Raw genomic sequence first — 21,632 nt, forward strand, 5'->3', positions numbered from 1 at the left:
GCGAACCGTTTTTATAACATGTTCTGCGATAAGCCAAAATGCGTGATGCCCTTTTGACTGGATAGCCATGCAGGCCGCACGGTTTTGAGTAAACCACCTATAGTATGTTGTAACTATATGGTGCTTGCATCCTCGCCAGGCTTCTGCCACATTGTGGACGTTGTAACTATGGAGGCACAACATGACGCGCTACGACTTAGTGGCTGATATGCATCAATGTGTAAATGACCTGGAACTGGCGCTGGGTGAATTGCGTCAGCAGATTGAAGCGCAGCCTCTGCTGATCGCCCGCGTCTTCAGCCTGCCGCCGGTGGTTAAAGGCCGCGAACATGAAGCGATCACCCGGATTGCCGTCGAGCAGCATCTCGGTGAGAGCGCATTAAAGATGGCGCTTGACCACTACTGCCGCCTGTTTATGCAGCATCAGTCAGAACAGCTGAGCACCAAGGCTGCCGTGCGCTTACCTGGCGCGCTCTGTATTGAATGCGACGCGCAGCAGGAGGCGGAGATCGGCTCGCTGGTCGACGTCATCAATCAGCTGAAAGCACGGCTGGAGCAGCTGATTACGGTGGACTCAGGTCTGCCGAGTGAAGCGCGTTTTGAGTTCGTCCACCAGCATTTGCGCGGGCTGATTACCCTGAATGCCTATCGCACTATCACCCTGCTGAGCGCACCGGATAGCCTGCGTTTCGGCTGGGCCAACAAGCACATTATCAAGAATCTCAAGCGTGAAGAGGTGATCGCCCAGCTGGAAAAAAGCCTGAAGTCAGGACGTGCAAAAGCGCCGTGGTCACGTGAACAGTGGGCGGAAAAAGTGCAGGAGGAGCTGGCAAGCGTGCGTGCCCTGCCCGCCTCGGCACGGCTGAAAATCAAGCGCCCGGTAAAAGTCCAGCCGGTTGCACGCGTCTGGCGCGCGGATGAACAAAAACAGACTCAGCTGGCCTGTCCTTCACCGATTCTGGTTATCTGTCGCGATCGCACGCAGGTTCCGGTACTGGGCGAATTGCTTAACTACGATGCCGATAATATTAACCATCGTTATAAACCTGCTGCAGAACCGCTGAATCTTTTAATCCCCAGACTGCATCTGTGGGTCGATTGTCCGATATAAATCAAAAAGGCCAGCATTCGCTGGCCTCTGACCCACTCAAACCCTACGACTTCATGCTGCCGACCATCTCTTCCGGACGAACCCAGGCATCAAACTCCTCTTCGGTAAGATAACCCAGCTTCAGCGCCGAGCCTTTCAGCGTCAGCCCCTCTTTGTGCGCCTTCTTGGCAATTTCTGCCGCTTTGTCATAGCCAATATGGGTATTCAGCGCCGTAACCAGCATCAGCGATTCGTTAAGCAGTTGATCGATGCGCTCACGCACCGGCTCAATACCGACCGCGCAGTGATGATTAAAGCTGTCCATGCCATCCGCCAGCAGGCGAATTGATTGCAGGAAGTTATGGATTACCATCGGACGGAACACGTTAAGCTCAAAGTTACCGGATGCGCCGCCCATGTTGATCGCCACATCGTTACCCATCACCTGACAGCAGAGCATGGTCATCGCTTCGCACTGGGTCGGGTTAACTTTACCCGGCATGATAGAGCTGCCTGGCTCATTTTCCGGGATGGCGATTTCGCCGATGCCGCAACGCGGGCCGGAAGAGAGCCAGCGCACGTCGTTAGCGATTTTCATCAGCGAGGCGGCCAGCCCTTTCAGCGCGCCATGCGCATGCACCAGCGCATCACAGGTTGCCAGCGCCTCAAATTTATTTGGCGCAGTGACAAACGGCTGCTGCGTGAGATCGGCCAGCGCCTTCGCCACGCGCACCGCATATTCCGGATGGGTATTCAGGCCGGTGCCTACTGCGGTGCCGCCCAGCGCCAGTTCCGCCACGTGCGGAATGCTCTGCTCAATATGCTTCAGGTTATGCTCCAGCATCGCCACCCAGCCGGAAATCTCCTGGCCCAGGGTCAGCGGCGTGGCATCCTGCAGGTGAGTACGGCCAATCTTGACGATATCTTTGAAGGCGTCGGACTTCTGGCTCAACGTCTTTTTCAGTACCTGAATCTGAGGGATCAGCTGTTCGCGCAGGGCGATAACGGCGGCAACGTGCATCGCCGTCGGGAAGACATCGTTGGAGCTCTGGCTCTTGTTCACATCATCATTGGGATGAACCAGCCGCGCCATACCACGCTCGCCGCCGAGGATTTCACTCGCGCGGTTCGCCAGCACTTCATTCATGTTCATATTGGTCTGGGTGCCGGAACCGGTCTGCCAGATCGCCAGCGGGAATTCATCCGCATGCTTGTCAGCCAGCACCTCATCGGCCGCGCTGACAATCGCCTCGGCGCGGTCAGCGGGCAGCAGTCCCAGATCGCGGTTAACGCTGGCCGCGGCGCGCTTGGTCAATGCCAGTGCATGCACCAGCGCGGTCGGCATTTTTTCGGTTGAGATGCGGAAGTGTTCCAGTGAGCGCTGTGTCTGCGCGCCCCACAGTTTGTCTGCCGGTACGTCGATGGGGCCCATTGAATCTTTCTCAATGCGATTGGCTGCCATGAATACGTCTCCTTCATCTGGTTTTTAAAAGAATGGCCGCCCGGTACGTCATTACGATCGACTGCCGGGCGGTCAGGATAGTAATACACAATAATTTAACATTATCAGAGCTTAGCGTCCTTTTGCGCTGGAGATGTATTTTTACCGGCAGTTTCTGCTTTAATACTGGCAATAATTTCCCGTGATAAAGGGTTATACAATGCAAAAAATGAACAATACGCTGCAAAACTACGCATGGGGCAGCAAAACTGCGTTGACTGAGCTTTACGGAATCGCTAATCCACAGGGGCTGCCGATAGCGGAACTCTGGATGGGCGCACATCCAAAAAGCCCCTCCACCGTGATTGACCAGGGCAGCGAGCGTTCGCTGCGTGACGTGATTGATGCCGCGCCTGCCGCCATGCTGGGCGAAGCGGTGGCACAGCGTTTTGGTGAACTGCCCTTCCTGTTCAAAGTGTTGTCTGCCGATCAGCCGCTGTCGATTCAGGTCCATCCCAGCAAACGCGCGGCCGAAGTGGGCTTTGCCCGTGAGAATGCGGCGGGTATTCCGCTGACGGCTGCTGAGCGTAATTATAAAGATGCCAACCACAAGCCGGAGCTGGTCTTCGCGCTGACGCCTTTCCAGGCGATGAATGGCTTTCGCACCCTGACGGAGATGGTCTCACTGCTGGAGCCGGTTGCGGGCGCACATCCACAGATAGCCCATTTTCTGCAGCATCCCGATCAGGATACGCTGGCCGCGCTCTTCTCTACCCTGCTGTCACTGGAGGGTGAGGCGAAATCGCTGGCGCTGGGCATCCTGAAATCCGCGGTTGATGCACAACAGGGTGAGCCGTGGCAGACCATTCGCATGATTGCGGCAGAGTATCCTGACGACAGCGGCCTGTTTTCGCCGCTACTGCTGAACGTAATCACGCTGCAACCGGGTGAGGCGATGTTCCTCTACGCGGAGACCCCGCACGCTTATCTGAAAGGCGTGGCGCTGGAGGTGATGGCAAACTCTGATAACGTGTTGCGGGCCGGTTTAACCCCGAAATATATCGATATTGCCGAGTTGATGGCGAACCTGAAGTTTGAAGAGAAGCCAGCCAGCACCCTGCTCACCGAGCCAGAGCAACAGGGCAACGCGCTGCGCTTCCCGATTCCGGTGGAGGATTTTGCCTTTGCCATTCATACCCTGAACGCAGAGCCACAGCCGCTGGCGCAGCAGAGCGCCGCACTGCTGTTCTGTATAGAAGGCCAGACGGTGATCGCCAAAGGCGAGCAGCAGGTGACGCTGAAACCAGGTGAATCCTGCTTCATTGCCGCCAGCGAATCCCCCGTAACGGTCGCAGGCACGGGCCGACTGGCGCGGGTATTTAACGACTTAGGGTGAAGCGGCTGACGGAGTGCCTGTTAACTGCTATTATTTCAACCTATTAGCTTTTAAACGCCTGCGGGCGTTTTTCTTCAGTCGCTGGGGTAAACCTGCGGCATAAGCGGACTCAAGGATAAGGACGAATCAGCAATGAAAAAGACCAATGTTGCCGTAGGTGTCATCATCGCACTGGGCGTAGTCTGGACTGGCGCGGCATGGTTCACCGGCAAGCAGATTGAAAGCCACAGGGATGAGCTGGTTCAGAACGCCAATGCCCAGCTGAATGCTTATGCCCCTAACAGCCGACTGAAGATCAGCTATCAGGACTATCAGCGCGGCGTGTTCAGCAGCAAAGTGAATCTGGTGATTCAGGCCAACTCGCAGACGGAAGATAATCCCCTGCTTAAACCAGGCCAGAGCATCATCCTGAACGAAACCATCGATCATGGCCCTTTCCCGTTTGCTCAGCTGAAGCATTTTAATCTGATCCCGAGCATGGCGTCGGTTCATACCGAACTGGCTAACACCGATGCGGTGAAAAAGCTGTTTGAGCTGACCGGCAACAAGTCGCTGATTAACGCCGATACCCGTATCGGCTACAGCGGTGCCACCGATACGGCGCTGCGCGTTCTGCCGGTTGATTATCAGAATGCGCAAAGCGGCGAGCGTCTTGCCACCAATGGGGGCACCTTCAACGTCAGCGCGGATAACAAAGGCGACAAAGTGTCGCTGGACAGTGATGTTGATAGCCTCGCGCTGACCAGTAAAAATGAGATGGGCCAGCCGGTGCTGTTCACCATTAATGGTCTGAAGCTGAGCGGTAACACCCATCTCAGCCCGGAAGGCGTGCGTATTGGTGACCAGTCAGTGGATATTGAGAAGGTCAATGCCAGCATCAATGGTCAGGACGCCCTGACGCTGCACAAAATGAAAGGCACCTCCTCTTTCGATAACAGCGCCGGTAAGATTGGCGGCAATATCGACTACAAAGTTGAAGGCATTCAGCTGCAGAAGCAGGATTTTGGTCAGGCAGCGCTGAAGATGAAACTGTCACAGTTTGATGCGCAGGCGGTAAAAGCCTTCTCCGATCGTTACAACGCGCAGATGCAGGAACTGCTTAGCCAGCCTGGCGTCGCGGAAGATCCTATCCGCTACCAGGCGGGTGTGCATCAGATTCTGATGAGCAACCTGCCGATGCTGCTGAAGGGCTCACCTGCGATCAGTATCGCCCCGCTGAGCTGGAAAAATGATAAAGGTGAAAGTACCTTTAACCTGAACGCAAATTTCAACGATCCCTCTGCGGTGACCGGCGAAGCCCAGACACTCAGCGCCATGGTTGATCGGGTACTCAAGAGCCTGGACAGCAAGCTGGTCATCAATATGCCAATGGCGACCGAAACCATGCATAAAGTGGGACTGGCTGAAGGATATCAGGCCGATGACGCACAGAAGCTGGCAGATCAGCAGGTGAAAGGACTGGCGGCGATGGGTCAGATGTTCCGCCTGACCCAGCAGCAGGATAACAATATCGTCACCAGCCTGCAGTATACCAACGGTCAGGTGAACATGAACGGCGACAAAATGACGCTGGAGCAGTTCCTCTCCCGCTATATGCTGGGTATGCCGACCAGCGAAGGGATGCCGCAGTAATTCTCTACTCTTCCTTTAAAGGCGACCTCCGGGTCGCCTTTTTTATGCCGAGCCGCGAATAACCAGCTGCGGCGGCATAATCACGTTCTGCCGGGCGGCATAGGGTTGCGCTATCCGTTGCAGGATACGCTCAGCTGCCACACGGCCAATCTCCCGGGCTGAACTGGTGACAAACGTCAGCGGCGGATCGGTCAGTTCCGCCTGCGGTTCATCGCCAAAGCCCATCAGAGCCAGCTGCTGATCGTAATAGCTGTCGACTGCACCCCGCGCGAATGTTCGCCCGGTGCGCAACAGCCCAAAATAGCATCCCAGCGCGGTAGTGGCGTTATAGGCCAGCACGGCAGTCAGCCGCGGATGGTGCTGAAACAGCTGTACCGCTGCTTCAGCCGCCTCTTTTTGCGTGTTACCGCATTCAATAATCCACTCCGGCCGGAACGGCAGCCCATATTGCAGCAGGGTGGCGCAGTAGCCGCCAAGACGTTCTGCCCGGGTCAGTGATGCGCTATGACCGCCCAGCCAGGCAATGCGCTGATGCCCCTGACGAATCAGGTATTCTGTGGCCAGACGCGCAGCCTGAGCATTATCGGGGCGGATAGCGTCTACCTCCTCCAGGCTACTGGCGCGCGCGGCACAGACTAAGGCCATATTCACCTCTCTGGCCCGCGTCACGATCTGGCTGGCCTTATCAGCACCGCCTCCCAGCACCACGCCATCCACTCCCTGAGCGACCAGTGACTCAAAGCAGCGATGCAGATGCTGTCCCTGGGCGCCGCTCTGCGTCAGGAACAGCAATTTGCCCTGCTTCTCCAGCGCTTCACTCAGACCTGCCGTCATTTCGGCATAAAATGGCTGGCTGAGATCGCGGACGATCAAGCCAATCACGCCACTCTCACCCCCGCGCAGCATGGTTGCCGAACGGTTACGCACGAAACCGAGTTGCTCAATGGCCTCGTTCACGCGCGCCATGGTGGCCGCAGAGATCCGTCCTTTGCCGGATAACACCAGCGATACCGTGGTCACCGACACGCCCGCCGCCGCCGCAACATCATTGATGGTGATTTTACTCATCAGATTACTCAACTGAATTACAGCATTAGAAAACAAGGTAAAACGTTACACCTTATGACGTCAGAATTATATCGTCCATGACCTGAAGAGTGTGATTCAGCGCGCATAAGATCCAGGTAAAACGTTTTATCATCCCGCCACTTCACTCAGTGGTCCGTTTATCCAGGAGCGTTCATGTCACCCTCTCACCAAAAAATGTCCGTCTGGGAATTTTTCCAGAGTCTGGGGAAAACCTTTATGCTGCCGGTTGCCCTGCTTTCCTTCTGCGGCATCATGCTCGGGATTGGCAGTTCGCTGAGCAGTCGTGATGTCCTGACCCTGTTACCTGTGCTGGATCACCCCTGGCTGCAATATCTGTTTCTCTGGATGGCCAAACTGGGATCGTTCGCCTTTAGCTATCTGCCGGTGATGTTCGCCATTGCGATTCCGCTGGGTATGGCGCGCGAGAACAAGGGCGTGGCAGCGTTTGCCGGCTTTGTGGGTTATGCCGTGCTAAACCTCAGCATCAACTTCTGGCTCAATATCCACGGCATTCTGCCAACCACCGATGCCGCCGTGCTGAAAGCTAACAACGTTCAGCCGATCCTGGGGATCCCGTCGATCGATACCGGCATTCTGGGCGCGGTCATTGTGGGTATTGTGGTGTTCTGGCTGCATGAGCGCTTTCATAATATCCGACTGCCCGATGCGCTGGCCTTCTTTGGCGGCACCCGGTTTGTGCCGATTATCACCACGCTGGTGATTGGTTTACTGGGACTGGTCGTCCCGCTGATCTGGCCTTTTTTCGCGCGGGGCATCACCGGATTAGGCTGGATGATTAACAGCGCAGGTGATTTTGGCCCGATGATCTTTGGTACCGGCGAACGTCTGCTGCTGCCGTTTGGCCTGCAGCATATTCTGGTCGCCATCATGCGCTTTACCGATGCAGGCGGCACACTGGATGTGTGTGGCAAGAGCGTGAGTGGTGCCTTAACCATTTTCCAGGCGCAGCTCGCCTGCCCGGAAACCCACGGTTTTGCTGAAAGCGCGACCCGCTTCCTGTCACAGGGTAAAATGCCTGCCTTCCTGGGTGGTCTGCCAGGTGCCGCACTAGCCATCTATCACTGCGCCCGCCCGGAGAATCGCCATAAGATCAAAGGCCTGTTGATCTCCGGCGTGGTGGCCTGCGTGGTCGGCGGCACCACCGAACCTATCGAATTCCTGTTTCTGTTTGTCGCCCCGTTCCTCTATCTGATCCACGCCCTGCTGACCGGCGTTGGCTTCAGCATCATGGCGATACTGGGCGTCACTATCGGCAATACAGACGGCAATATCATCGACTTTGTAGTGTTTGGTGTGCTGCACGGGCTGTCGACTAAATGGTACTGGGTACCCGTTGTCGCAGCGATATGGTTTGTCGGTTACTACCTGATTTTCCGTTTCGCCATTCTGCACTTCAATATCAAAACACCGGGACGCGAAGTGGAAAGTGCCAGTGCGGTTGCGCAGCAGGTCAGCAATGCCGGTAAAGGTAAATCTGGCTATAACTCACCGGCTATTCTGGCGGCACTTGGCGGCGTGGAGAATATTACCTCGCTGGATAATTGTCTGACGCGTCTGCGTCTGACCCTGGCGGATATGAGTAAAGTGGATGATGCGGCGCTGAAAGCCAACGGCGCGATAGGTGTGGTCCATCTTAATCAGACCAGCCTGCAGGTGGTTATTGGTCCACAGGTGCAGTCGGTGAAAGATGAACTGTCACACCTGATGAATGTCCCTGCCTGAAGTGCCGGAGCCGATAATGTTTAACTTTGACGAAGTCATCGATCGCCGCGGCAGCTGGTCGACCCAGTGGGATTTCGTGGCTGACCGCTTTGGCGTCCCCGATCTGCTGCCGTTTACCATTTCGGATATGGACTTCAGAACTGCGCCAGCGGTTCAGCAGGCGCTGGCCCAGCGCGTAGCACACGGCGTGTTGGGTTACAGTCGCTGGCAGCATGACGATTTTCTTTCCGCCTGCTGCCACTGGATGTCCAGCCGTTTCGGCTACCAGCCCGATGCTGACACGCTGGTTTATGGCCCCTCGGTGATCTATATGGTGGCGCAGATGCTGCGCCGCTGGAGCAACCCGGATGATGAAGTGGTGCTCCACACTCCCGCCTACGATGCTTTTTATAAAACGGTACGCGGCAATCAGCGACAGGTGCTGGAGATGCCGCTGCAGCGGGATAACGGTAGCTGGCGATGTGATATGGCCGCGCTGGAGACGCGGCTGGCGCGCCCGCGCTGCAAAATCCTGTTGCTCTGCAGCCCGCACAATCCCACCGGCAAAGTGTGGACAGCAGCTGAGCTGCAACAGATGGCGGCGCTCTGCGATCGTCACGGCGTGCGGGTGATCAGCGATGAAATCCATATGGATATGATTATGGGTAATCAGCCCCATACTCCGTGGGCCAGCGTGGCGCGCAGTGACTGGGCGCTGTTTACCTCGGCGTCGAAAAGCTTCAACGTGCCGGGACTGACCGGTGCGTGGGGAATCATCCCGGATGCGGCAGACAGAGCCGCCTGGTTTCAGGCGCTGAAAAATGCTGACGGCCTTTCGTCGCCGGCCGTGCTGGCCGTCACGGCACACGTTGCCGCCTACCAACAAGGCGCACCCTGGCTGGATGCCCTGCGCAGCTATCTTTATGGTAATTTCATACTGGTTGCCAATCGGCTTAACGCTGAGTTTCCCGCACTGAACTGGCACATTCCCGAGGCGACCTATCTCGCCTGGCTCGATATCAATCCGCTGGGCATTCCAGAAGAGGCCCTGCAACAGGCGCTGATCCAGCAACGGGTCGCAATTATGCCCGGATCGACCTACGGTGATGCAGGCAAAGGGTTTTTGCGTCTTAACGTTGGCTGTCCGCGCAGCAAAGTTGATGAGGGCGTTTCACGCCTGATTGCGGCGATCCATCAGTTGCAGGGCTGACATTAACCGACGAGGCAACCATTGCTCGCCGGTTATGCGTAATTAAGCAGCATCCGGCGCAGCTGTTGCGCAAATAGCTGGCGCTGTTGCGCAAGATATTTTTATAATGCTCTGCACTTCACCGACAACTGAGCGAGTGCGCCATGATTGATTCTAAAATTCCTCTGACTGATATTCACCGCCACCTTGATGGCAACATCCGTGCACAAACCATTCTCGATTTAGGTCGCCAGTTTAACCTCGCCCTGCCTGCTTCCACGCTGGAAACGCTGCGTCCGCATGTGCAGGTCGGCCAGAATGAACCTGATTTGGTGAGCTTCCTGCAGAAGCTAGACTGGGGTGTGAAAGTGCTGGGTGATCTGGATGCCTGCCGCCGGATCGCGCAGGAGAATGTGGAAGATGCCGCCCGCGCGGGCATTCACTATGCTGAACTGCGTTTTTCCCCTGGTTATATGGCGATGACCCACAATCTGCCGATTGCCGGTGTGGTTGAAGCGGTAATTGAGGGCGTGCGCGCAGGCCGTCAGCAGCACGATATCGACGTGCGCCTGATCGGTATTATGAGCCGTACCTTTGGCGAAGATGCCTGCCTCAGCGAACTGGAAGCTTTGCTTGCCCATCGCGATCACATCACCGCGGTCGATCTGGCGGGTGATGAGCTGGGCTTCCCGGGCAGCGAGTTCCTGAGCCACTTTACCCAGGCGCGCGATGCCGGTTTCCGCGTGACCGTCCATGCGGGCGAAGCGGCCGGACCCGAGAGCATCTGGCAGGCGATTCGGGAGCTGGGTGCAGAACGTATCGGTCACGGCGTGAAAGCGATTGAAGATCGCGCGCTGATGGATTTCCTGGCGGAGCACCGTATTGGTATTGAATCCTGCCTGACCTCCAATATCCAGACCAGCACCGTGCCATCACTGGCGCACCATCCGCTGAAGACCTTCCTGGAGCATGGCATTCTGGCGACGATTAACACGGATGATCCTGCGGTTCAGGGCATTGAACTGGCGCATGAGTATCATCACGCCGCTCCGGCTGCCGGTCTGAGCGCGGCGCAGATCCGTCAGGCGCAGGAAAATGGTCTGACGATTGCGTTCCTGAGCGAAGCAGAGAAAGCGGCTCTTCGCGCACGGGTGCAGTAATCCTGAAGCGTAGCGACAAAAAACGGGCCGGATATCCGGCCCGTTTTTATGGTGAGGAGCTCAAGGGACAGGTGGCTTTAAGACCGAGCTTGCACAGGGAACAGGGTCAGATCGGAAAGACGCAAAAGCCGCCATCCATGGCACGCTCGGCCCACGCCATCCGTGGCGTGGGACGCTTTCCTCTTCTGACCCTGTTCCCTGCACGTTAAGTTAGTTAGTTGCGGCCAGAATCGTTCTGAGTGGGTTGTGGCAGCAGAGTGACGGGCCGGATATCCGGCCCGTTTCGCTTTTTTACTTATTGCGTTTTAAGCACCGACCGATTAAACGCGCTTTAGCGACATCGTCTGGCGTTTCTCGGCGGATTGCAGACCTAACTCGATCAGCTCCATCACATGAATCGCCTCTTCCGCTGTCACCGGATTGTTACCACGTCCGGCAATCGCATCGCGGATACCCGCATAGTAAGCGGGATAGTTGCCTGGCTGGGTCAGCTGGGTCGTTTCGGTCAGGGAATCTCCGTCAACCAGCGTCAGAGTGCCATCACGCATGTCATAGCCCCAGTCTTCCTGCGGCGGGAAGTCACCTGACTTCAGGCGATCTTCCTGCGGATCAAGACCATATTTGACGTAACTGCCGCGCGTGCCGTGGACGGTATAACGGGCAGATTCTGCCGCTACCAGCATGCTGGCGTGCAGCACGACACGGCGCTGCGGATAAGTCAGCGTCGCGTGGAAGTAGTCGGTGGTCTGCGCGCCCGGACGCATCTCTGCCAGATCAACTGTGATAGCGACCGGCGGGCCAAACAGCTGCAGCGCCTGGTCCAGCAGATGCGGCCCCAGGTCATACCAGATTCCGCTGCCTGCGCCTTTCATTTCACGCCAGCGATTACGCACTTCCAGACGGAAGCGGTCAAAGTGCGATTCGAAGTAGCGCACTTCACCCAGCGTACCGGCCTCAATCAGCGATTTCAGCGTCAGGAAGTCACTGTCCCAGCGGCGGTTGTGGAACACCGACAGCAGCAGCCCTTTGGCTTTCGCCAGCGCATCCAGTTCACGTGCCTGTGACAACGTCACGGTGAACGGCTTATCGACTACCACATGTTTACCGGCGTTCAGCGCTGCTTTTGCCAGCGGAAAGTGCGTGTCGTTGGGGGTAGGAATAACAATCAGTTGCAGCGTCGGGTCGTCCAGCAGCGCCTGAGGGTCAGCCACCACCTTAACGGCAGGCCAGTCGGCGTGGACTTTGCTGGCGTCGCTACTGGAAATGGCTGCCAGTTCGACGTCCGGCGTCCCCGCAATCAGCGGAGCGTGAAACGTTTTACTGGCAAAACCGTAGCCGATCAGACCAACACGTAATTTATCGCTCATTTGGATTCCTCTCAGAGCCTGATTGACCAGACTCTTAGTTGATAACCTGATTGATTTAAGACTATTAACCAAATGACGACAAGCCGGAATTCCCCGAAAAAACTAAGAGATAGCACTTCGCGCCAGCGGCCAGGCGGTCTGAGCGGCCAGGCTGTCGTGCGCATCCTGATTACGGCGGCGGAAGTCGCTGGGACTGACGCCGACCCGCTTGCGGAACACCCGCGAGAAGTAGAGCTGATCGTCATAGCCCACTTCACGTCCTACCGAGGCGATCGGCTCCTGGGTGGTCTGCAGCAGCAGTTTCGCGCGGATTACACGCTGATCTTCACGCCAGCGCAGCAGGTTCACGCCCATCTGCTCGCGGAACAGGTGCGCCAGCCGCGACGGTGACAGACAGACGTGGCGCGCCACCTCTTCAATCTTAACCTCACTGGCGAGATGGTTGGTGACGTACTGGCAGGCTTCAATCACGCGTGGATCGCGAATTAACTGATGGCTGCGTGGATCTTCTTCAACGGCGCGCAGCAGCAGCCGTTCCAGCAGGTTCATCGCCAGCTCTTCTGCAAAGCGACGGCCCGAATTGTGGGTCTGTTCGATACTGGCAAACAGGCGATCAAATTCGCCGCGCAGCGATTCAGGCAGCAGCAGTCGTCCCACGCCCTCCTGCTCATCCTGCCAGCGTAGCCAGTCGTGCCAGTAGGCGCGCGGACGGAAATAGACCCAGCGGTGAAACCACTGCGGGCTGTCCGGCGCGCGACCATAATAGTGAGCCGTTTTCGGCTGAAACAGCAGCATTTCGCCAGGTTCGCAGTCAAATGCCCGCTCGCCGTCAAATACCCGCCCTTTACCTTTGATAGTGAGATTCAGAATGTAACCTTTCATGCCGTGCGGGCGATCGATAAAGAAATCGAGCGGACCATCGGCGGTGATCGGCGTCAGCCCCGCCACCAGCCAGGCATTGAATGAATAGCCCGGCAACAAGGGGTTTTGCTGCTCGGCCGGTAATTCGCGGTGATACATAGCGTCCTCACTCAGTCTGTTATTGTTCGGATAGCCCGCAGAGGCTTCTGCCTCTGCGGACCAACGGCTCGCTCAATCAGGCTTTTTTCTGTTTGTAACGGTCAAAAATCACCGCAGCTAACAGTATCAGACCGCGTACCACATACTGTGAGAATGGCGAGATATTCAATAAATTCATCGCATTCTCTACCGTGCCGAGGATCAGCACCCCTGCCACCACATAGGAGATTTTACCGATGCCGCCCTTCAGCGAAACGCCACCCAGCACGCAGGCAGAAATCACCACCAGCTCATAGCCGATGGAGGTCATTGGCTGGCCGCTGGTCATACGTGACGCCAGGATGATGCCCGCCGCCGCTGAAACCAGACCGGAGAGGATAAAGATGATGATGCGGGTGCGCACCACCGGCACACCGGCCAGTCGCGCCGCCTCTTCATTGCCGCCAATTGCCAGGGTGTTACGGCCAAAGGTGGTTTTGTTGAGCAGGAAGCCGAAGATCAGCATGGTGGCCAGAGTCAGCCAGATGGGTGCGGGCACGCCAAGCCAGTTGGCAAAGCCCAGTTCGAAGAAACGCTCATCTTCGATACCGACCGCTTTACCGTCAGAGAAGATATAGGCCAGGCCGCGGACAATCTGCATGGTCGCCAGCGTGGTGATCAGCGCATTGATCTTGAGTCGGGCAATCACAAAGCCGTTGATAAAGCCGGTGATCATACCGAGTACCAGACCGGCACCCACGCCAATCCACAGGCTTTCGGTCATGTTAATCACCACGGCGGTAACTACACCCGCACAGGCGATGACGGAAGCGACCGACAGGTCAAAATCACCGGAGGCCAGACAGAACAGCATGCCGCAGGCGACCATGCCGGACATCGACATTGCCAGCCCTAAGCCTTTCATATTGATAAACGAGCCGAAGTTCGGCACAAAAATCGCACAGACAATAAACAGCAGTGCAAATACCACCAGCATGCCGAAGTTGTCCCAGATGCGACCTAACTGCAGGCCGCCGCGTGAAGCGGGCTGCGGCGTATTTGAGGTCGTGGATGAAGCCATGATGATCTCCTGTCAGGCCACGGCGGCCGCTTGAGTGGTTTTGGGCATCGCCAGGCTCAGCGTCTGCTGCTCCGTGGCGTCGTCGTGTAGCAGTTCACCGGCAATGGCACCTTCGCGCATCACCACGATGCGATCGGCCAGGCCCATCACTTCCGGTAAATCGCTGGAGGCGAACAGCACTGCAATGCCCCGGTTCGCCAGCTGATAAATCAGGTTATAGATTTCATGTTTGGCACCGACATCGATACCGCGCGTTGGCTCATCCAGCAGGATCACCTTCATATCCTCTGACAGCCAGCGTCCCAGAATCGCCTTCTGCTGGTTGCCGCCGGAAAGGTTCATGATCAGCTGATCGGCGCTGGGCGTTTTGATGTTCAGCGAGCGGATATGGCTGTCGGCATTTTTATTTTCCCAGCCGTTTTTAATCAGGCAGCCCGCAGTAAGGTTATGACGACGGGCGCTGATGTTGATGTTGTCGCGCACCGAATGCACCGGAATAATGCCCTCGGCTTTGCGATCTTCCGGGCAGAGCATGATGCCCGCACGGATGGCATCGATCGGCTCCCGCAGCGGCAGCGGTTTGCCGTCCAGAATCACCTGACCGCCGCGCAGACGCGTGCCGCCAAACAGCCCTTTCAGCAGTTCACTGCGACCGGCACCGACCAGGCCAAACAGGCCGACGATTTCACCGGCATGGACTTTCAGCGAAATCGGCGTCCGCACGCCCTTCGCTTCGACCTTGTCCAGCTCCAGCCGCACCGCGCCTTTGGCACGCGGTGAATAGCCATAGATATCACCAAGGTTTCGTCCCACCATCGCCTGCACCAGATCGTCGTGATGGGTGTTAGCCATATCGGTAAACGTCCGCACGTAGCGGCCATCTTTAAAGACGGTGATGGCATCGCTGAGGGCGAAGATCTCCTCCATGCGGTGTGAAACGTAGAGCACCACCCGGCCCTCCTCACGGAGCTGACGGATGACGCGGAACAGGTTGTCGATTTCACGCGCTGAAAGTGAGCTGGTTGGCTCATCAAAGGCGATAATACGCGCGTTACGCGCCAGCGCTTTGGCAATCTCCACCATCTGCCACTGCCCCAGCGACAGATATTTCAGCGGCATATCGGGATCGATATCCATGCCGAGATTTTTCAGTTGCAGGCCCGCCTCAAAACGCATCAGCTTACGGTTGACCAGCCCATGTTTGTGCGGGATCTGACCGAGATAGATGTTCTCTGCCACGCTCATTTCCGGCACCAGATGCAGTTCCTGGTAAATAATGGCGACGCCCGCGTCCAGCGCATCGGTGGTGCGCTGAAAGCTCATCGGCTGGCCTTTAATACGAATCTCACCGCCGCTCGGCTGATAACTGCCGCTGAGTATTTTTAACAGCGTCGATTTGCCTGCGCCGTTCTCGCCCATCAGAGCATGGACTTCACCGCCACGGCAGTCGAAAGAGATATCCTGCAACGCTTTGACGCCAGGGAAGGTTTTACTGATGCCATGAAACGACAGAAATGCTGAATCAGTGTTCATGTTTTTCCTCACTCTTTCGCGCCACCGGCCGGTTATGGCGGGCGGCGCGAAATTGGCTATTAAGGATGCCAGGCGACAAACTGCCTGGCAGGCTCAGGGTTACATCAGTCCTTTTTTCGCCAGTTCAGTTTTGAAGTTGTCACGGGTGATCAGCACCACATCGGTAACTTCGGTGAATTTCGGTGGCTCTTCACCTTTGCTGACCCAGTTGTAGAGCATCTGGCTGCTTTTGTAGCCGTGGATATCCGGGCTTGGCAGCAGCGATCCGTAGAAGCCGGTCGCTTTCTCTTTCGACAGTTCACTGATGGCATCCACGCCGTTGATGCCGATACCGATGACGTCAGCGGCTTTAAAGCCCTGACCTTCGGTCGCGCGCACGCCGCCCAGCACAGTGTTGTCGTTCATGCCGACAATCAGCCAGTGTTTGACTTCAGGATGCTGAACCAGCAGAGAGTTACCGGCGTCGAACGCGCCAGGGATGTCGTTAGATTTGGTGGGGACCTGGTAGATCTGCGCTGCCGGGAAGCCAGCGGCTTTGATGGCGTCCATGGAGCCGCCAGTACGACGACGAGCGGTGTCGAGTTCGTTGGCGGTAATCGCCATCACGCCGGTGGTTTTCACATCCCAGCCGCGTTTCTGCATCTCTTTATAGAGTTCCTGACCCTGACGCTCACCAATTTTGGTCGCAGCCATCATCACCAGCGGCACGGTATCCATTGGTTTGCCTTTGGCGGTGACGAACTGGTCATCGACCGCGATGACTTTCAGACCGTAGCCACGCGCTTTTGCCATGATGGCAGAGCCGAGTTTCGGATCGGGCGTACAGATAACAAAACCTTTCGCGCCGTTAGCCGCCAGGCTGTCGATGGCATTCAGGGTTTTTTCACCATCCGGCACGGCAATTTTAATGACATCAAAGCCAAGATCTTTGCCCGCTTTGTCGGCGAATTTCCATTCAGTCTGGAACCAGGGTTCTTCTGGTTGCTTGACTAAGAATCCCAGCTTCATGGTCTCGGCGATAGCGGATTGTGACATAACCGCTGCCAGGCCGATGGCCGCGAACGCTTTAGTGAATTTATGCATGATGCTCTCCGGTACCAGGTTATTTTTCGCTGCTAATAACGAATCGGTGTAAACGCTACCAGTTTGTTTTGTTTTGTGGGTACAGCCATAAATCAGTGCGTTAGGCTGGCATGTGCTGACAGACTGTCCAGACGCTGGGCTAGTTTTAGCGGTATTAGCGAAGAAAAATGTAGAGCGGTATCACATCTTAAAATCACGACAAAATGATCCATATATTCAGCAAATTTAACCGGACCTTAACTTTTGCAATGGATCACAAAATCACTGCCGATGACAGAAAAGTGCATATTGTCAGCCAGCGATGACTAACTGATTTGGCGCGCCGAACCCAGGATACAGGAGTTAACTAACTACAGGAGATTCCGATGCGTGCTGGAGCCATCACCCTTGGGCTGGACTTTGGTAGTGATTCGGTGCGTGCGCTGGCCGTGGATTGTCATAGCGGCAAAGAGCTGCAGAGTGCGGTGTTCAGCTATCCGCGCTGGCAACAGGGCTTATACAGCGATCCGCACACTAACCGTTTTCGTCACCATCCACAGGATTACATCGACGCCATGGAGCAGGCGCTGCTCGGCGTGCTGAATGCACTGAGTGAAGATCAGCGCAACGCCGTGGTCGGCATTGGTGTTGACAGCACCGGTTCGACCCCTGCCCCTATTGACCGCGACGGCAACGTGCTGGCGCTGCGTCCGGAGTTCGCCGACAACCCCAACGCGATGTTTGTGTTGTGGAAAGATCACACCGCTATAGAAGAAGCGGAAGAGATCAATCAGCTGTGCCACAGCGGCCGCTTCCAGGATTACAGCCGCTATATTGGCGGAATTTACTCCTCAGAGTGGTTCTGGGCGAAGATTCTGCACGTGTCGCGTGAAGATGCGGCCGTGCGTGACGCCGCTGTCTCCTGGGTCGAGCTGTGCGACTGGGTGCCAGCCCTGTTAAGCGGCACCACCGCACCTGACAAATTGCGTCGGGGCCGCTGTGCGGCCGGGCACAAGGCGCTGTGGCACGGCGACTGGAACGGTCTGCCCGATGTCGATTTTCTCAATGCGCTGGACCCGCTGTTGACGCAACAGCTCGACTCTCCCCTGTTTACCGATACCTGGACCGCTGATCTGCCTGTCGGCACGCTTAGCCCTGAATGGGCGCAGCGTCTTGGCCTGACGCAAACCGTGACGCTCTCGGGTGGCGCATTTGACTGCCATATGGGCGCGGTCGGTGGCGGTGCCAAACCCTATACCCTGGTGAAAGTGATCGGCACCTCAACCTGCGACATCCTGATTGCTGACACTGAAAAGGTCGGCGCTCGCGACATCAAAGGCATCTGTGGTCAGGTCGATGGCAGCGTAATGCCAGGCGCTATCGGGCTGGAGGCGGGTCAGTCTGCCTTTGGTGATATCTATGCCTGGTTCAGCCGTTTACTGGGCTGGCCGCTGCAGCTGGCGGCACAGCAGCATCCGGAGCTAAAGCCTCAGCTGGCTGAGATGCAAAAGAGTCTGATTAAAGATCTGACCGAGGCCTGGGCCGCGAACCCGCAGCTCGACCATCTGCCGGTGGTGCTGGACTGGTTTAACGGTCGCCGTACGCCAAATGCCAATCAGCGGCTGAAAGGGGTAATTACCGACCTCAATCTGGGCACCGATGCCCCCGCCCTGTTTGGTGGTCTGGTCGCCGCCACCGCATTTGGCGCACGCGCAATTATGGAGTGCTTCGAACAGCAGCAGATCCCGGTCGAGAGCATTCTGACCCTGGGCGGCATCGCGCGGAAATCCCCGGCAATTATGCAGGCCTGCTGCGATGTGATGAATCGCCCACTGGATATCGTCGCCTCTGACGAGTGCTGTGCGCTGGGTGCGGCCATTTTCGCCGCCGTCGCCGCCGGTGTGCACGCCAGCGTTCCCGACGCCCAGCAGGTGATGGCCAGCCCGATTGCCGTGACGCTGCAGCCCGATCCGGCGCGCGTCGCCCGCTATCAACAACTTTATCAACGCTATCAACAATGGTGCGTGGCGGCTGAACCGCAATACGCCGCACGCCCCGCTTCCGCTAAGAGCCTATCCCAGTAGGCGTAATTGTTGCAGGCAGTCTGGACACGGACAGCGCGGAACAATCCGTAGTACACGGAGTACGTGAGGATTACTCGCTACGCTCGCCCTTTCAGGGCCGCCCTGACGGGCGTTCAGGTTGCTAAAGCAGCCTGTGTGAGCACTGCCCAGGTTCAGACTGACAAATAAAATAGCCTATTGAGGTAGGCTCAAAGTAAAGGAGTGGTTTTATGGAACAGTCAAACAGCTACAGCGTGTGGTTTGTCATCGGCACGCAGCACCTCTACGGGGCGGAGACGTTACGCCAGGTTGAACAGAATGCACGTCAGGTGGTCGAGGGTTTAAATCAGGCCGGTTTACCGCTGCGTCTGGAGCTGAAACCGCTGGTTAAGTCACCGGATGAAGCGCTGGCTCTGTGTCGCGATGCCAATTATGACAAGGAGTGCGTCGGTATCATTACCTGGCTGCACACCTTCTCCCCGGCCAAAATGTGGATCGGTGGCCTGAGCGTGCTGAATAAGCCGTTGCTGCAATTCCATACCCAGTTCAATGCGGAGATTCCGTGGGACAGCATGGACATGGACTTTATGAACCTGAACCAGACCGCACACGGCGGCCGCGAGTTCGGTTTCATCGGCGCACGTATGGGCCTGCAGCACAGCGTGGTGACCGGTCACTGGCAGGATAGCGCCAGCCAGCAGCGCCTCGGCAACTGGATGCGTGCAGCACTGACCAAACAGGCCAGTCAGCAGCTGAAAGTCGCGCGTTTCGGCGACAACATGCGTGAAGTGGCCGTGACCGAAGGCGATAAAGTCGCCGCGCAGATTCAATTCGGTTATTCGGTGAATGGCTGGGGCGTCGGCGATCTGGTTGAGGTGATCAATGGCGTCAGCGATGGCGACGTGAATGCGCTGGTCGATGAATATGAAAGCCTTTATCGCTTTACCGATGTTGCCGCTTCCGGCGGCGAAAAGCGTCAGAACGTGCTGGATGCCGCGCGCATCGAGCTGGGTCTGAAGCGTTTCCTGGAAGCAGAAGGCTGCCACGCTTTCACCACCAACTTCCAGACGCTGCATGGCATGACGCAGTTGCCAGGTCTGGCGGTTCAGCGTCTGATGGGTCAGGGCTATGGCTTCGCAGGTGAAGGTGACTGGAAGACCGCTGCGCTGCTGCGCATTTTCAAAGTGCTGGCAGGCGATCGCAAAGGTGGCACCTCCTTTATGGAGGATTACACCTATCACTTCTCACCCGGTAACGATCTGGTTCTCGGCTCGCATATGCTGGAGGTCTGCCCGTCGATTGCCATTGAAGAGAAGCCATTGATCGATGTGCAGTTCCTGGGCATTGGTGATAAAGCCGATCCGGCGCGCATGATTTTCTCAACGCCAGCGGGTCGCGCGATTAACGCCAGCGTAATTGATATGGGTGATCGTTTCCGTCTGCTGGTTAACGTGGTGGATGCTATCGAACAGCCGAAACCGCTGCCGAAGTTGCCGGTTGCGCGCGCACTGTGGAAAGCCCAGCCGTCACTGGCAACGGCATCCGAAGCGTGGATTCTGGGCGGCGGCGCGCACCATACGGTGTTCAGCCAGGCGCTGACGCTGGATGATATGTATCTGTACGGTGAGATGAACGATATCGAAGTGCTGGTGATTGATGAGCACACGCGTTTACCTGCGTTTAAAGACGCACTGCGCTGGAACGAAGCGTATTACCGTTTGAAACGTTAATAACTAAAGGGCGCTGTTCGATTTTTTAATTAACAGCGCTCTTAAGTAAGTTAATGAAACGGCCGACGCAGGATTATGTGGCATCAGTTTTTGATAAATACTGTGCTATTCAGTCGGGAATTGAAAATTCCATGCGGCGAACACCTTAATTTACTACTCGTTATCTACCCCTTATTAATACTTTCTCGCATGTTTTTAAAAGCAATGATTAAGCCTAATCGGGAAGGAAAGGTATGCCTGAAAAGCAAAGCGTCCGCGCCAGGGATGGCGCGGCCGATCCGCATGGATGCGGGAATCCTTTGCGATCAGGCATATCTTTCCTGACCTTTCTCCTCAACTCACAGCGACGCTTCTATAAATGCACGAAGCTTAAAAAACAGTGCTGTTCAGTCGGAAATAATGGGCGCTACGTAAAGTCGCCGTAAATACATCCCTGTAGGCTCGGCCGCCGCATCCATGCGGCGGACGCTTTACTCCACTGCCCATCATTCCCTCCTTTATTTTAGATGTGAGTGAGTGTTTTAAAAGCTAAATTCCTGCTCTTGCACTTTCCCCCACCAGCCTGTATTGCTTGTAGCCTGACAAAACAAAGGTCGCCAGCGCCATGCAAATTGCCGAGCTAAACCAATATCCCGGCTTCGCCGGACAAACCGCACAACTGTTGCACACTGAATGGTCACACCTTCCTGCATGGTCTCACCCGCCTGCCATCCTTGAGCGTTTAAAACAGCGCAATCAGAAACCTTCGGCAGAATTTACTCTTATTGCCACACCGGATGGCAAAACGGTGGTCGCGACCTGTAGCGTCATTCGCTATGAACTGGATGACATTCCGGCACGAGAATTCTGGATTGGTGAGGTGGTGACGGACAAGGTATTCCGGGGTCAGGGCGTGGCAAAAGCGTTAATACAGCAGGCGATTGCGCGAGCCAGACAACAGCAGATGGGTGAACTGTGGCTCTATACACCCGATCAACAGGCGTACTATCAGCGTTCAGGATGGCAGGCGGTGGAACAGCGGCAAATAGCGGGTGAAGAAGTTACGGTAATGGTGCTGCCTCTGGCGCAGTAAAAGGCG

16 protein-coding genes are annotated in these 21,632 nt (G+C 56.4%); 9 read left to right on the plus strand and 7 right to left on the minus strand.

Going from position 1 to position 21,632, the window contains the following annotated elements; translation table 11 throughout:
- Positions 1-181: 181 nt before the first annotated feature.
- A complete protein-coding gene (gene tus, locus NR201_RS01410; protein WP_045140384.1) occupies positions 182-1,111 on the plus strand; it encodes a DNA replication terminus site-binding protein in 930 nt (309 codons plus the stop codon).
- A gap of 43 nt (positions 1,112-1,154) precedes the next feature.
- Here tus and fumC read toward each other — a convergent pair whose 3' ends face one another.
- On the minus strand, positions 1,155-2,552 hold the full coding sequence (fumC, locus tag NR201_RS01415; RefSeq protein WP_010245332.1) for a class II fumarate hydratase: 1,398 nt from the start codon (positions 2,550-2,552) through the stop codon (positions 1,155-1,157).
- Between the two features lie 199 nt (positions 2,553-2,751).
- Between fumC and manA the strand changes: the two genes are divergently transcribed.
- Entirely contained in the window at positions 2,752-3,927 is a 1,176-nt protein-coding gene (gene manA, locus NR201_RS01420; protein ID WP_256849291.1) for a mannose-6-phosphate isomerase, read from the plus strand.
- A 132-nt stretch (positions 3,928-4,059) separates the two neighbouring features.
- Positions 4,060-5,559 carry a YdgA family protein gene (locus NR201_RS01425; RefSeq protein WP_010245343.1) on the plus strand — a complete coding sequence of 500 codons (1,500 nt, stop codon included), beginning with the start codon at positions 4,060-4,062 and terminating at the stop codon, positions 5,557-5,559.
- Between the two features lie 42 nt (positions 5,560-5,601).
- Here the strand turns inward: NR201_RS01425 and malI are convergent, their stop codons facing one another.
- On the minus strand, positions 5,602-6,627 hold the full coding sequence (gene malI / locus NR201_RS01430) for a Mal regulon transcriptional regulator MalI (RefSeq protein ID WP_256849292.1): 1,026 nt from the start codon (positions 6,625-6,627) through the stop codon (positions 5,602-5,604).
- Between the two features lie 174 nt (positions 6,628-6,801).
- Here malI and malX point away from each other — a divergent pair, with 174 nt between their 5' ends.
- From malX to add, 3 genes are all read left to right on the plus strand, one after another.
- Complete coding sequence (malX, locus tag NR201_RS01435) at positions 6,802-8,391, plus strand: maltose/glucose-specific PTS transporter subunit IIBC (protein WP_010670088.1); 1,590 nt, start codon at positions 6,802-6,804, stop codon at positions 8,389-8,391.
- A gap of 16 nt (positions 8,392-8,407) precedes the next feature.
- Positions 8,408-9,580: a MalY/PatB family protein gene (locus NR201_RS01440; RefSeq protein ID WP_082239237.1), complete on the plus strand. Its 1,173-nt coding sequence runs from the start codon at positions 8,408-8,410 to the stop codon at positions 9,578-9,580.
- A gap of 143 nt (positions 9,581-9,723) precedes the next feature.
- On the plus strand, positions 9,724-10,719 hold the full coding sequence (gene add, locus NR201_RS01445) for an adenosine deaminase (protein WP_256849293.1): 996 nt from the start codon (positions 9,724-9,726) through the stop codon (positions 10,717-10,719).
- Between the two features lie 320 nt (positions 10,720-11,039).
- Here add and NR201_RS01450 read toward each other — a convergent pair whose 3' ends face one another.
- The 5 genes from NR201_RS01450 to NR201_RS01470 form a co-directional block, all read right to left on the minus strand.
- On the minus strand, positions 11,040-12,086 hold the full coding sequence (locus tag NR201_RS01450; RefSeq protein WP_010670085.1) for an oxidoreductase: 1,047 nt from the start codon (positions 12,084-12,086) through the stop codon (positions 11,040-11,042).
- Between the two features lie 102 nt (positions 12,087-12,188).
- Positions 12,189-13,106 carry an arabinose operon transcriptional regulator AraC gene (araC, locus tag NR201_RS01455; RefSeq protein ID WP_003853440.1) on the minus strand — a complete coding sequence of 306 codons (918 nt, stop codon included), beginning with the start codon at positions 13,104-13,106 and terminating at the stop codon, positions 12,189-12,191.
- A gap of 76 nt (positions 13,107-13,182) precedes the next feature.
- The gene (araH, locus tag NR201_RS01460; RefSeq protein ID WP_010245363.1) at positions 13,183-14,166 is read right to left on the minus strand and encodes an L-arabinose ABC transporter permease AraH; all 984 of its coding nucleotides are present in this window, start codon (positions 14,164-14,166) and stop codon (positions 13,183-13,185) included.
- Positions 14,167-14,178: 12 nt separating this feature from the next.
- Positions 14,179-15,699: an L-arabinose ABC transporter ATP-binding protein AraG gene (gene araG, locus NR201_RS01465; RefSeq protein WP_010245364.1), complete on the minus strand. Its 1,521-nt coding sequence runs from the start codon at positions 15,697-15,699 to the stop codon at positions 14,179-14,181.
- 99 nt (positions 15,700-15,798) lie between these two features.
- The gene (locus NR201_RS01470) at positions 15,799-16,782 is read right to left on the minus strand and encodes an arabinose ABC transporter substrate-binding protein (protein ID WP_010245365.1); all 984 of its coding nucleotides are present in this window, start codon (positions 16,780-16,782) and stop codon (positions 15,799-15,801) included.
- A 365-nt stretch (positions 16,783-17,147) separates the two neighbouring features.
- On the opposite strand from NR201_RS01470, the gene NR201_RS01475 reads away from it, so the two are divergent.
- The 3 genes from NR201_RS01475 to NR201_RS01485 all read left to right on the plus strand — a co-directional run bounded on the left by NR201_RS01475 (position 17,148) and on the right by NR201_RS01485 (position 21,626).
- Positions 17,148-18,845, plus strand: coding sequence for a ribulokinase (locus NR201_RS01475; RefSeq protein ID WP_256849294.1), 1,698 nt, complete (start codon positions 17,148-17,150; stop codon positions 18,843-18,845).
- Between the two features lie 209 nt (positions 18,846-19,054).
- On the plus strand, positions 19,055-20,554 hold the full coding sequence (gene araA / locus NR201_RS01480; protein ID WP_010670082.1) for an L-arabinose isomerase: 1,500 nt from the start codon (positions 19,055-19,057) through the stop codon (positions 20,552-20,554).
- 604 nt (positions 20,555-21,158) lie between these two features.
- On the plus strand, positions 21,159-21,626 hold the full coding sequence (locus tag NR201_RS01485) for a GNAT family N-acetyltransferase (RefSeq protein WP_256849295.1): 468 nt from the start codon (positions 21,159-21,161) through the stop codon (positions 21,624-21,626).
- The last annotated feature ends 6 nt before the right edge of the window (positions 21,627-21,632 follow it).

This window comes from Pantoea sp. Fr-CA_6, from assembly GCF_024520895.1.
GTDB classification, from domain to species: Bacteria; Pseudomonadota; Gammaproteobacteria; order Enterobacterales; family Enterobacteriaceae; genus Pantoea; species Pantoea agglomerans.